Origin of the sequence: Litoreibacter halocynthiae (genome assembly GCF_004365635.1) — a bacterium.
GTDB classification, from domain to species: Bacteria; Pseudomonadota; Alphaproteobacteria; order Rhodobacterales; family Rhodobacteraceae; genus Litoreibacter; species Litoreibacter halocynthiae.
This window is the reverse complement of record NZ_SOBH01000002.1, coordinates 228604-241697: the sequence shown is the minus strand read 5'-3', so window position 1 is coordinate 241697 and position 13094 is coordinate 228604. Positions and strand designations below refer to the sequence as shown.

Annotated in this window: 11 protein-coding genes; 4 read left to right on the top strand and 7 right to left on the bottom strand. The window is 59.3% G+C overall.

Going from position 1 to position 13094, the window contains the following annotated elements:
- The first annotated feature begins 3 nt into the window (after positions 1-3).
- Complete coding sequence (locus tag BDE40_RS08390) at positions 4-1428, top strand: NAD(P)(+) transhydrogenase (Re/Si-specific) subunit beta (protein WP_134014139.1); 1425 nt, start codon at positions 4-6, stop codon at positions 1426-1428.
- Between the two features lie 102 nt (positions 1429-1530).
- On the opposite strand, the gene BDE40_RS08385 is transcribed toward BDE40_RS08390, so the two are convergent.
- Positions 1531-1830, bottom strand: coding sequence for a hypothetical protein (locus tag BDE40_RS08385; RefSeq protein ID WP_134014138.1), 300 nt, complete (start codon positions 1828-1830; stop codon positions 1531-1533).
- Positions 1831-2152: 322 nt separating this feature from the next.
- On the opposite strand from BDE40_RS08385, the gene yghU reads away from it, so the two are divergent.
- Positions 2153-3010: a glutathione-dependent disulfide-bond oxidoreductase gene (yghU, locus tag BDE40_RS08380; RefSeq protein ID WP_134014136.1), complete on the top strand. Its 858-nt coding sequence runs from the start codon at positions 2153-2155 to the stop codon at positions 3008-3010.
- Here the strand turns inward: yghU and BDE40_RS08375 are convergent.
- The gene (locus BDE40_RS08375; protein ID WP_246030393.1) at positions 3007-4392 is read right to left on the bottom strand and encodes an MATE family efflux transporter; all 1386 of its coding nucleotides are present in this window, start codon (positions 4390-4392) and stop codon (positions 3007-3009) included. The genes yghU and BDE40_RS08375 overlap by 4 nt on opposite strands.
- A 263-nt stretch (positions 4393-4655) precedes the next feature.
- On the opposite strand from BDE40_RS08375, the gene BDE40_RS08370 reads away from it, so the two are divergent.
- Together BDE40_RS08370 and BDE40_RS08365 are read left to right on the top strand one after the other, a co-directional pair.
- On the top strand, positions 4656-5834 hold the full coding sequence (locus BDE40_RS08370) for a type III PLP-dependent enzyme (RefSeq protein ID WP_425462395.1): 1179 nt from the start codon (positions 4656-4658) through the stop codon (positions 5832-5834).
- 166 nt (positions 5835-6000) lie between these two features.
- A complete protein-coding gene (locus BDE40_RS08365) occupies positions 6001-7281 on the top strand; it encodes a DUF3422 family protein (protein WP_134014132.1) in 1281 nt (426 codons plus the stop codon).
- A gap of 2 nt (positions 7282-7283) precedes the next feature.
- On the opposite strand, the gene BDE40_RS08360 is transcribed toward BDE40_RS08365, so the two are convergent.
- From BDE40_RS08360 to BDE40_RS08340, 5 genes are all read right to left on the bottom strand, one after another.
- A complete protein-coding gene (locus BDE40_RS08360) occupies positions 7284-8189 on the bottom strand; it encodes an ABC transporter permease (RefSeq protein ID WP_134014130.1) in 906 nt (301 codons plus the stop codon).
- Positions 8182-9207 carry an ABC transporter permease gene (locus tag BDE40_RS08355; RefSeq protein WP_134014128.1) on the bottom strand — a complete coding sequence of 342 codons (1026 nt, stop codon included), beginning with the start codon at positions 9205-9207 and terminating at the stop codon, positions 8182-8184. Before BDE40_RS08355 ends, BDE40_RS08360 begins: the two co-directional genes overlap by 8 nt.
- A 100-nt stretch (positions 9208-9307) precedes the next feature.
- Positions 9308-11023: a peptide ABC transporter substrate-binding protein gene (locus BDE40_RS08350; RefSeq protein WP_134014126.1), complete on the bottom strand. Its 1716-nt coding sequence runs from the start codon at positions 11021-11023 to the stop codon at positions 9308-9310.
- Positions 11024-11078: 55 nt separating this feature from the next.
- Entirely contained in the window at positions 11079-12119 is a 1041-nt protein-coding gene (locus BDE40_RS08345) for an ABC transporter ATP-binding protein (protein ID WP_134014124.1), read from the bottom strand.
- Positions 12067-13083: an ABC transporter ATP-binding protein gene (locus tag BDE40_RS08340; RefSeq protein WP_134014122.1), complete on the bottom strand. Its 1017-nt coding sequence runs from the start codon at positions 13081-13083 to the stop codon at positions 12067-12069. Before BDE40_RS08340 ends, BDE40_RS08345 begins: the two co-directional genes overlap by 53 nt.
- Positions 13084-13094: the final 11 nt, after the last annotated feature.

Below are 13094 nucleotides of genomic sequence, written 5' to 3'. Positions count from 1 at the left end.
ATCATGGAATTCGGATTTACCACCGCGGCTTACGTAGTCGCCGCAGTTCTTTTCATCCTGTCGCTTGGCGGCTTGTCGGGGCAGGAAAGCGCCAAGCGGGCCGTTTGGTACGGCATCGCCGGCATGGCTCTGGCCGTGGCGGCGACGATTGTCGGGCCGGGCTCCGGCTATTGGCTGTTGTCACTGATCCTGATCGCGGGCGGCGGGGCCATCGGCTACCAGCTGGCGACCAAAGTTCAGATGACGCAGATGCCAGAGCTTGTGGCCGCGATGCACTCGCTCGTTGGTCTGGCCGCTGTGTTCGTCGGCTTGATTGCGCATATCCAGATCGGCAATGTGGCGACCGCTGACCCCGAGACGTTCGGCACCTTTGCGAAGCTCATTGCCAAGAAATCAGGCGTTGAGATTTCGATCCTGCGGGTCGAACTGTTCTTGGGCATCTTCATCGGTGCTGTGACCTTCACCGGCTCCGTCATTGCCTATGGCAAGCTGGCGGGCAAAGTGGACTCGGCGGCGAAAAAGCTGCCGGGCGGCCATATGCTAAACGCAGGCGCTGCGGCGCTCTCGTTGATCTGTCTGGTTTGGTACTTCAACACAGGCGGCTTCTTCCCGCTGTTCTTGATGACTTTGGCGGCGCTGTTCATCGGCTATCACCTGATCATGGGCATCGGCGGCGCGGATATGCCTGTCGTTGTGTCGATGCTGAACAGCTATTCCGGCTGGGCTGCGGCAGCGATCGGCTTCTCGCTGGGCAACGATCTGCTGATCGTGGTCGGCGCGTTGGTCGGATCAAGCGGTGCAATCTTGTCCTACATCATGTGTAAGGCGATGAACCGCTCCTTCGTGTCGGTCATCTTGGGTGGCTTCGGTGGCGCGGCTGGCCCGCAAATGGCTGTCGAAGGCGAACAGATTGCGATTGATGCGGACGGTGTTGCGACGGCTTTGAACGATGCTGACAGTGTTATCATCATTCCGGGCTACGGCATGGCCGTGGCGCAGGCGCAGTCTTCTGTGGCTGAACTGGTCCGCAAGCTGCGCGCCAAAGGCAAGAACGTGCGTTTCGCCATTCACCCTGTTGCTGGGCGTTTGCCGGGTCACATGAACGTGCTGCTGGCGGAGGCCAAGGTGCCTTACGACATCGTCATGGAGATGGACGAGATCAATGACGACTTCCCAAGCACAGACGTCGCCATCGTGATCGGCTCCAATGACATCGTGAACCCTGCGGCGCAGGACGATCCGAACTCGCCTATCGCGGGCATGCCAGTGCTGGAATGCTGGAAAGCCAAGCAGGTATTCGTGTCCAAGCGCGGCCAAGGCACTGGGTATTCGGGTATCGAGAACCCGCTGTTCTTCAAGGACAACACGCGGATGTTCTACGGGGATGCGAAGGCATCGCTGGACAGCTTGCTGCCGAAAATTGATTGAGCGTGCGGCGGGGTGAACCCCGTCCTACGCATGAAAACGGGCGCTCCGAGGGGAGCGCCCGTTTTTGTTTCGGGGACCGGCGGAGGCCGGCCCGCACATTTTTTAGTTAGAAGCAGCGGCTTCTGCCGGGCTGTTCATTGGTGCAGTCTTACGCAGAGCGATCAATTGCGCCATGCGGGACTCTTCGTCCATTTCGAAAAACACCTGACGCTCGGCGGCGCTCATGTTGCCCAAGGCAAACTTGATTTCTGCCGCTTCGACGTCACCGGTAGAGGTTTCTTCGACCAAGCGTTCAGCGGCCGAATTGTTGGACAATGCCAGATACTCTTCGACGTTAATGTCTGCAAAAGCAGGCGCTGCGAAAGTAAGGGCGATGGCCGTTGTTGTGAAAAACTTGGTCATGTGTAGTCTCCTAGTCGTTAGATCCAGTGCGTCTGAAATCATTTCGGACGCTGTATGGGGAGACAACCGCCGCCTGACTGAAAAAGTTCCGCTACAAATCACGGCTTATCGAAAAAACAGGTAACAAAACCGTCAATCGGGTTCTGAAGTAAGTTTCCGAATGGTTTTGATAAGTATTATATTATTCAATGTCTTGAAGAGTTTCGGGTGCCCCGTTCTGCCAATCATTTTGCGGCCTCAAATAAAAATCGGATTTTTCGGTTTGCACCTTTCCGAGCAAGGCGCTTTGGTACGCGTAACCGCGATAGAGAAGGAAAATCCCATGGCTGAAGAGTATACTCCCCCCAAGGTTTGGACGTGGGAGAACGAGTCCGGCGGCACGTTTGCATCCATCAACCGGCCTATCGCAGGCCCGACCCATGACAAGGATTTGCCCGTCGGCAAGCATCCCTTGCAGCTCTATAGCCTCGCCACGCCCAACGGGCAGAAGGTGACTATTATGCTGGAGGAGCTTTTGGAGCTGGGGCATTCCGGCGCTGAATACGACGCTTGGCTGATCAAGATCGGGGAGGGGGATCAGTTCTCCAGCGGCTTCGTGGACGTCAACCCGAACTCTAAAATTCCCGCCATGTTTGACACCACCACTCTGACACGGGTTTTTGAGAGTGGCTCGATCCTGTTCTATCTGGCTGAAAAGTTCGGGGAGTTCTTACCCACGGAACCCGCCGCGCGCGCTGAATGCATGAACTGGCTGTTCTGGTTGCAAGGGGCTGCGCCCTATCTGGGCGGCGGCTTCGGACATTTCTATGCCTATGCGCCAACGAAGCAGGAATACCCGATCAACCGTTTCGCAATGGAGGCCAAGCGCCAGTTGGACGTGCTGAACCAACATCTGGAAGAAAACGAATATCTGGCAGGGGACACCTACACTATCGCCGATATGGTCACATGGCCTTGGTATGGTCGCATGGTAACCGGCGGGGCTTACGACGCGGGGGAGTTCCTGAGCGTGCATGAATACGATCACGTCATCCGTTGGGAGAAACAGATCGCGGCGCGTCCGGCGGTGCAGCGGGGCCAGATGGTCAACCGCACGTCCGGCCCGCTGGAAGGCCAGCTGCACGAACGCCACGATGCCAGTGATTTCGACACCAAAACGCAGGACAAGCTGGAAGGCTAGGCGTCCAGCTTTCGCAATGGCGTCTTTATGCCGGGTATGTCGATGCGCACAAGATCGGTGGAGCGGGTGGCCACAAGGCCACCCCAAGCGCCAAGCAGGTTTGCGATGACAGCGGCAAACAAGATGCCAGTGTAGCCCATGACCAAAACACCGAGCCACGCCAGTGGCAGGTAGATCACGAAGATACGGCCCAATGACAGCGACAGGGACCAAAGCGCTTTGTCGCGGGCATTCATCGCCGCGTTGGCGACCACCACGACCCCATAGCCGAACATCGACACGCCCACGACGCGCAGATAGGACGCGGCATATCCTACATCTTCCCCACCTGCGCCGACCCAGCTTGCCAGTGTCTCTGCGAAGATGATGAGCACCACGGCAAGCAGCAGCCCGTAGACAAGGCAGAAGGTGAAGGCTTGCTGGGTGGCAGTCTGCGCGCGATCACGTTTGTCCGCACCCCAGTTCTGGCCGACCACTGGTCCGATGCCGGACGAAAGGGCCATCAGCGGTACGAGCGCGAAGGACTGGATACGCGATGCCGCGCCGAAACCTGCCACTGCAGTTTCGCCAACTGTGGCAACCGCAGCCGTGACCAAAGCCATGCCTGCAGGATTGATGGCGTTGGAGAACGCGGCGGGTATGCCAACATTTAGCACCTGTCTGACTGACGCCGTCAAACCGTCCAGCACTTTGCCGCATACGCCCAGCATGCCGCGCCGCCACGCTATCCACAGGGCAGCAGCCATCGCGATGACGCGGCCGATGAGTGTGGAGAGCGCTGCGCCCAAAGTTCCCAACTCTGGCAGGGGACCCCAGCCGAAAATAAGGACTGGGTTAAGGGCGATCCCGAAGAAGGCCGCCAGCACCATGATTGCCGCCGAGGTCGCTCCATCCCCGTGGGCGCGGAACACGGCGTTGGTGACCATCATAACGACAAGGAAGGGAAAGGAGAGTGCCCATACAGGAATGTACTGGGCGATTTCGCCCAAAACCTCGTTGCTCGCGCCCATGGCGCTAAACAGGAAGGGATAGCTGGGCCATAATAGCAGGGCCATGATCGCGGATAACGCCAAGCCCAAGCCGATGGCATGAAGCCCCAGCCTGCGCACGTCGTCATCCGTTTCTTCGCGACCGACGGCCTGCGACAGGGTCGCGTTCGCGCCGGCGCTCAGCCCGATCGAAAGGGAGGTGATGGCGGTGATCACCGGATAAATAAACCCGACCGCCGCGAGGGCGCTCGCGCTGACCTTCCCGAGGAAGTAGGCGTCAGCCAGTCCCACCGCGATCACCGCGAATATCCCGAAGGACATGGGGGCCGACATGGCTGTCAGGGCGATCCATACAGGGCCTTGGGTCAGGTCGCGTTTTTTGGTTTCGGGCAAGAAGCACTCTCCGGTTAAGCGTCCCAACGCGTGAACACAGTCGGCGGTTCCATCGCATCAATTTGACGAATTTCAAGCACGGCAAAAAAAACGCTTGCACCGACTCGCGTTTGGCCCGATACGGCCCGAATAGACGCCAACGCACGCGCCTCTGGCCTGTAGCAGTCAACGCAACACGTGTTTACGTAGCGACGGTAACGTCTCCCCTTGGAAGTGAGCGGTCTCGCACGGGTAATCCCCGTTATGGCCGGGTCTAACTGGAGATGACCATGACTGTACAATTCTCGGACGCTCAAGCGTCCGCTCAACCTGTTGTCCGTAACCGTCTGGATGCCTTTGTTGCATCGCGCGAATTTGACCGCCCCACATTGGTCGTCGATACCGCTCTGGTTGCACGGCAATACCGCGCATTGAAAGCGGGCCTTGGTCGTGCCGACATCCACTACGCCGTCAAAGCAAACCCAGAGCGCAAGGTCATCGAGACCCTCGTGAACCTCGGTTCCCACTTTGACGCAGCATCGCGCGGTGAAGTTGAACTGTGCCTGAGCCTTGGTGCTGATCCTGCTGACATTTCGTTTGGCAACACCGTCAAACGCGCCTCCGACATCGCATTCGCGCATGCCGCCGGTATCACTCTGTTTGCTGCGGACGCCGAGGAAGAGCTGGAAAAAATCGCCGAGCACGCCCCTGGCGCCCAGGTCTACATACGCCTGATCGTTGAAGTGTCGCAGGCCGACTGGCCGCTGTCGCGCAAATTCGGCTGTGACCGTGACACCGCGCTACGCCTTCTGGACTACGCCAAAGAGCTGGGCTTGAACCCTGTTGGCTTCTCGTTCCATGTTGGCTCCCAAACCCGCAAAGCGGAAATGTGGGGCCCGACCTTGGACGCGCTTGCGCTGATCTGGCACGACGCCCGCGACGCTGGCCACGACCTCAGCCTGCTGAACATCGGCGGCGGCTTCCCTGCGTTCTATGGCGAGGCCATTGAGGCCCCGACCGCATACGCGGCTGCCGTTATGGCGCAAGTGACCGCGCGTTTCGGCAATGTCGCCCGCATCATGGCAGAGCCGGGTCGCGGTATGGTTGCCGAAGCTGGCGTCATCGTGGCTGAAGTCATGCTGGTATCGCGCAAGTCGGACCGCGACATGCACCGTTGGGTTTACCTCGACATTGGCCGTTTCTCCGGTCTGGCAGAAACCGAAGGCGAAGCCATCCGCTACCAGTTCGAGACCCCACGCGACGGCGAAGAGAGTGGCCCATGCGTCATGGCTGGCCCAAGCTGCGACAGCGCGGATGTGCTTTATGAAAAGCGCCCGATGCAGTTGCCGCTGACTTTGAAAGCTGGTGACCGCGTGCTTATCCGCAACACAGGCGCGTATACATCCGCCTATTCGTCTATTGGTTTCAATGGGTTCCCGCCCCTCGCGGTTGTAACCATCTGAGCCAATTACGCGCTCCGGAGTGGGGAGGCTCCGGGGCGCGACCGTTTCCGAAAGGTGGAACTGTATGCCGTTGCACACAGCTAAAGCTATGATTTTGATGAAAAATTTGTTTTCATAAGGGCCGTGTGGCTCTATGCCTAGGTGAAATTCACTTACGGTTGACCGCATGACCCCGATAGAAGACCACCCGCTGCGCTACACTTTGGCCAACGAGCTGCACGCGCGCCCTTTCCCGTCGCTGGAAGCGCCCTGTGGGGCAATCTACCTTGCTATCAAGCGACCAGAGGACGCCGCCGAGCGCGACCGCGACGTGGACCGCGCGCATCTGACCCAATTGCTCGACCGCTACGGTGCACCACATCCGCAACCCGGTGCGACCCATTGGTTCGGGGAGGTGGGCAAATTCAAGCTCAAATGGGAGCAGCATACCGAGTTTGTCACCTACACGATGTTCATGCCTACGCTTGAAGATCGCCCGTTCGACCCAAAGGCCTTCGAAACCTTTCCCGCCGACTGGCTGGCAAGCGCACCGGGCGTACGCATCACGTCGGCCTTGATCCGTGTCGAGGCCGATCCCGGTGCCGACGAAATCGTCACGCGGGTCGAGGATTGGTTCGTGCCTGAAAGCCTTGCGGTCAGCACTGTTCTGGATGGGGCCGCAACCGTCGCAGGCGACTTCCGCATTGATGCTGCGGGCCATATGCGGCTGGCCGTTTTCGTGGCCGACGTAACTGGCGAGCGTCGCATAGGACGCATTGTCCAGCGTCTATGCGAGATCGAAACCTATAAAAGCATGTCGATGTTGGGTTTGGCGCGGGTGCGCGACATGGGGCTGCGCCTAGGGGAGCTGGACGCGATTTTATCCGGCCTGATGAGCGCTATGACAAAAGGCGATACCGGTGCCGAGGACACGTTGAGCGAGCTTCTGGCGACCTCCGCCGAGCTGGAAAGCCTGCTGGCGCAATCGTCCTTCCGGTTCGGGGCGACGGGGGCCTACGAGGCAATCGTGAACCAACGCATCGAGGTGCTGCGCGAGGAACGCTTCAATGGCCGCCAGACATTCGCGGAATTCATGATGCGCCGGTTTGATCCGGCGATGCGCACGGTGAAAGCCTCCGAGCGGCGGTTGCAGAACATGGCGGAGCGCGCCACGCGGGCAGGGGACTTGCTGCGCACACGGGTGGATGTGGAACGCTCGTCGCAAAACCAGAAATTGCTCGAAAGCATGGACAAGCGCGCCGACTTGCAATTGCGCCTGCAAAAGACCGTTGAAGGGTTGTCTGTCGTGGCGATCAGCTACTACGCGGTCAATCTGGTGCTCTACATGGCGCAACCTGCGGCATACGCCGTGGGCCTATCCAAACTGGTCCTCGCGGCTGTCACGACACCCTTGGTCGTGCTCGCCGTGTGGTGGATGGTCCACCGCATCCGCGAGAAGATGGAATAGCGTTAGCGCCCGCGGATTTTCGGGTCCAGCGCATCGCGTAGCCCGTCGCCCATGTAGTTCACCGACAGCACAGTCAGCGAAATCGCAAGGCCGGGCCACATCACCCGCTCGGGGTATTGTTGCAGGTAGTCGACGCTGTCGAACAACAGGCGGCCCCATGTCGGGAAATCCGGCGGGAAGCCAAGGCCGAGGAAGCTGAGCGCGCTTTCGGTGATAATCGCGTTGGCGATGCCCAAGGTGGCCGACACCATGATCGGGGATAATACATTGGGCAAGATATGCCGTGTGATCATCCGGCGGTTTGGCGTCCCGATGGAGCGGGCGGCAAGTACAAACTCGCGCTCTTTGATCGCCAACACGTCGCCGCGCACGATCCGCGCGGTTTGCATCCATGAGGTCGCACCGATGGCCGACACCATCAGGATGAAGATGCCACCCTCCGGACCGAAGGCCGCGTTCAGTTTGTCGCGGAACAGCATGATGATGACTAACAACAGCGGCAGCAGGGGTAGGGCAAGAAACAGGTCAGTGGTACGCATCAGCAGCCCGTCGAGCCGCTTGAAATAGCCCGCAATCACACCAATCAAAGTGCCAAGACCAATGGCCAAAGCCATCGCGGTCAAGCCCACGGCCAATGATACACGCCCACCAGCCATCATCCGCGCAAAGCTGTCTCGGCCAAGCTGGTCGGTGCCCATCGGATGCGCAAAGCTCGGGCCTTGGTTGCGCGATCGAATGTCGATGAACGTGGCGTCGATGCCCCAAAGCCACGGCCCGAAGATGACGCCCAGCAGAATGACCAAGAAAAATATCGCACCGATCAGAGCGCCCTTGTGGGTTTTGAACTGGTCCCAGACATCCCACCACTGGTTGCGGGGTTGCGCGGCGATTTGCGGTATATCAGTCATAGCGGATCCTCGGGTCCAGAATGCCGTAGAGCACGTCGGCAATCAGGTTAAACAGCACGATCAGGATCGCGAAGATGAAGGTCAGCGTTTGCACGGTTGGCACATCGCCGCCTTGAATGGCGATGATCAGCAGTTGGCCTAGACCATTCACCTTGAATACTTGTTCAGTGATGATGGCACCGCCAAAGATCGACGGAATGCCAAGGGCGATCACCGTGACCACGGGGATCATCGAATTGCGCAAAACGTGGACCAGAACGACCGTCTTCTCTTTCAGGCCTTTGGCACGGGCTGTGCGGACGTAATCCTGATTGAGGTTGTCGAGCATCGAGGCCCGCGTGAAACGCGAGATTTGCGCGGTGATCTGCAAAGCCAGCACCATGACCGGCATGATCATCTGTCGGAACTGGTATTTGAAGCTGGCCCAGTCGGTGACCTCATGGGTGGTATCATAGATTGAGGGCAGCCAGAAATAACTGTCGCTCGGGATCATTACCGAGAAGATGACGATAACCAGAACGCCGGAAAAGAAGGGCGGGACAGAAAACCCGATCATCGACACCAGCGTGCCAAGCTGGTCAAAGACGGAATACTGCTTGTAAGCCGAGATTATCCCGATCGGCAGCGCGATAAGCGTGCCGACCAGATAGGCGACCCCGACGACCCAAAGCGTTTGCGGCAGGCGCTGCACGATCAGGTCCATGACGGGGGAGCGGGTCTGGTAGGAAATCAGCCGCGTTTCGTCTGCGGTGCCAAGATTCCAGCCGAATGAATGCTCTAGAAATATGCGCGGCTCCAGCCAGAAAAACTGCTTCAGCCACAACAAATACTGGACCAGCAACGGCTTGTTAACGCCCAGAGACTCGCGGATTTTTTCGCGCACCTCCGGCGGGATGGTCAGGGGGAGGTTGCCCGTCGGATCGGAGGGCGAGAGTTTGACGATCGTGAACAGCACGAGAGAAATGAACAGAAGCGTCGGGATCGTCAGTATCAACCGGCGGATCGTGAAGGTGAACATATCGGAGTGCCTCGGTTCAGGTCTCTAGCGGGGGAGCAAGACGCGCCGTGTGGCGCATCTTGCAGTTTTGCGTGGGGCGGACTGTGTGCCCGCCCGCAGATTAGTTTCCGGTGCGATACCAGTCAGCGATGTTCCACATCTCCGAATCCCAGTCGGTGATTTTGACACCGGCCAATGTATTGGCATGAGCCGATACACCGCCACGGTGAACCAGTGGAATGATCGAGTAGCTTTGCATCAGCATATCGTTCAGCTGTTTTACAATTACCGCACGGGCATCAATCCCTGCAGTCGTCGCCAGCTCGTCTACAAGGGCGTCATACTCTTCGCTACAGAAGCGCTGCATGTTGGCCCCCTGCCACTGGGTCTCGGGCGAAGGGATCTCGGAACAGCGCCAGTTGGCCATGTAGGCTTCCGGGTCCACGCCTGCGAAGTTGTTCGTGTACATCTCGACATCTGCGAAGAACTTCTGGAACGTGTCAGGCGAAGATGGATCGCCGCCGAAGAACACCGACCCGTCGATGTTGCGCAACTCGACCTCGACACCCAGCTCGTTCCACCACTGCTTGATCAGCGCCTGCGCGTCCTGACGCACAGCGTTGGTGGAGGTCTGGTAGAGGATGCTCAGCCGGTTGCCATCCTTTGTCAGAATGCCGTCACCGCCAGCGGTCCAGCCTGCATCGGCCAACACCTTCTTCGCGCCTTCAATGTCCTGCGTCTTGCAGGCATCGTTTGCGGTGGAGGCGTAAACCTCCGGTGCGGGGAGCACGTTGCAGGTCACCTGACCGCCCGCGCCATAGCCGACTTCGACCAGCAATTCGCGGTCAATCGCCATGGACAAGGCCTTGCCGATTGCCGGATCGGTCAGGAACGGGTGCGGATGTGCGACGGTCCCGCGTTCGTCACCAAGCGCCGGATCGGGGTTGGTCTGGTTCACGTGGATACGCTCAACCGAGGTGCCGAACGCGGTAACCACTTTACCCTTTCCTTGCGATTCCATGTTGGCCAACAGGTTCGGGTCGATTTGCAGGTTCCAGGCGTAGTCGAACTCGCCGGTTTCCAGCACGGAACGGGCTGCCGCTGCCGCGTCGCCGCCGCCTTTGAACAGAACAGTCGCAAACGCAGGTTTGCCAGCCTCGCGGTAGTTCTCGTTGGCCGAGAACTGGATCACGTCATTCGGTTTGAATTCGTCCACCTTGAACGGTCCAGTGCCGATAGGGCCGAAGTTGGCATCCGTGCATTCCGGTGCGCGTGCGCCAAGGCATTCGGCGAATTGCGCGGCTTGAATGACCGGACTTTCAGCGCCGACCAACGCGGTATAAGGGAACGGCTTGGGCGCATTGAAGGTGATCTTCACCGTCTGCGCATCCACTGCTTCCATGTTTTCCACGCCATCGAAATAGCTGGCTTGCGCGCAGCCGGAATTCTCGTCGGTGCAGTATTTCCACGAGAAGATCGCGTCTTCCGAAGTGACCGGAGAGCCATCGGACCACATCACGCCATCTTTCAGCTTCCATGTGATCGTCTTCAGATCTTCGGAAATGCCGCCATTCTCGATGGTCGGGATGCTTTCCGCCAGCGACGGGATCAGGGCGCCGGTGTTGTCGAAGCGGGCGAGGCTTTCGAGGACGAGCGAAGCGCTCTCGACCTCTTTTGTGCCGCCCGACAGATACGGGTTCAACGTGGAGGGGGCTTGCCAATAGATGATGTTGAGCTGGCCGTCGCGGCCGCGCTCTCCTTCGTGGCCGTCTGCCATCGCCATCGGCACAACGGCCAGCGATGCTGCGGCGCCCATCAGGGCTGTCTTGAGTTTCATGATATTTCTCCTTGTTGGGTGCTCATGGAGCCTCTTTTGGCGTCTTTACAACGCTCTATGTGATATCGTTAAAGTGGTGGCAGGCGACGAAACGGCTCGGTTGGACCTCTCGGAACTCCGGCTCGTCGCGTTTGCAAATGTCCATGACCGCGGGGCAGCGGGTGCAGAAGTTGCAGCCCTGCGGCGGGTTCGAGGGCGACGGGACATCACCTGTCAGTATGATCCGTTCAACCTTCTCTTCAATCGCAGGGTCCGGCTCCGGCACTGCACTGAGCAAAGCCTTGGTATACGGGTGCAGCGGGTCGTCATACAGCGCGTCGCGTGGGGCCAACTCGACAATGCGGCCCAGATACATGACCGCCACGCGGTCGGCGATGTGGCGCACCATCGACAGATCATGGGAGATGAACAGATAGGTCAGCCCCAGCTCGTTTTGCAGCTCCTCCAGCAGGTTGACTACCTGCGCCTGAATGGACACGTCCAATGCGGCAATCGGCTCGTCGCACACGATGAATTTCGGGTTCAGCGCAAGCGCGCGGGCGATGCCGATCCGCTGGCGCTGGCCGCCGGAAAACTCGTGCGGATAGCGGTTGGCGAAGTCGCGGTTCAAGCCTACCTGATCCATCAGTTCCAGCACTCGTTGGCGGCGCTCTGCGGCGGTACCAGCGTGATGCTCGCGCAGCGGCTCCGCAATAATCTCGGAGACCTTCATGCGCGGGTTCAGCGAGGCTTGCGGGTCTTGGAAGATCATCTGCATCTGGGTGCGCATCTGGCGCAGCTCTTCTGGTGGGGCGTGGGCAATGTCGCGCCCGTCGATGGTCACCGTGCCGTCAGTCACTTCATAAAGCCGCAGCACCGAGCGGCCCACCGTGGATTTTCCACATCCGGATTCGCCAACCAAGCCAAGAGTTTCGCCTTCGATAATATCAAAGGAAATCCCGTCGACGGCCTTCACTTGACCAATACGCCTACGCAGCAGCCCGCCGAAGATCGGGAAGTGCATCTTTAAATTGTCGACGCGGACAAGAGGTTGCTTCGGCTCGTCAAGCACCGCGTGGTCCTCCGGTATTGAAATCGTAGAAGCACGCCGCGTCATGGCCGGGGCCTGCGGGGATGCGCACAGGATTTTCGCGGTTGCAGCGCTCGAAGCGGTATGCGCAACGCTCGCGGAAGGGGCAGGCGCTCGGGGCCGCACCCAGAATGGGCGGCTGGCCCTGGATCACGTTCAGTTTCTCGGGACGTGCGCCGCGCACGGTAGGGATCGTATCCAGAAGCGCACGGGTATAGGGGTGTTGCGGGTTGCCAAACAGCTCCCGCGTCGGGGCCTGTTCAACCACTTGGCCCGCATACATCACCATGACGCGGTCGGCGATGCCCGCGATGACGCCAAGGTCATGGGTGATCCAGATAATCGCCATGCCCAACTTCTCGCGCAGGTCTTTGACCAACTCGATGATCTGCGCCTGAATGGTTACGTCCAGCGCGGTCGTCGGCTCGTCCGCGATCAGGACTTTCGGATCACACGCCAGCGCAATCGCGATCATCACCCGCTGGCGCATCCCGCCGGAAAACTGGTGCGGATAGTCTTTCAGGCGGCGCGATGCGTCCGGAATGCCGACGAGTTCCAGCAATTCGCAGGCCCGAATGCGCGCCTGTGCTTTCGTCATGCCCATATGTCTGCGCAATGGTTCCATGATCTGGAAGCCCACATTAAACACCGGATTGAGCGAGGTCATCGGGTCCTGAAACACGAAGCCGATTCGTCCGCCGCGCACCTTGCGCAAGGTCTCGGCATCGGTGGCGAGCAGGTCATTGCCGTCAAACAGTACCTGACCGCCGCGAATATCTGCCGGGGGCGAGGGAAGCAGCCCGATCAGCGACATCATCGTCACCGACTTCCCAGATCCGCTTTCGCCCACAACACCCAGCAACTCACCGGGGCGCACGTTGAAGCTGACGTCATTTACGGCGTGAACCTCACCGGAGCGAGTTTTGAAAACGGTCTTAAGGCTCCGTACATCAAGCACGGGTTCTTGGACTGGCGCGGGCCCGTCTGGCATTCATTTCCCCC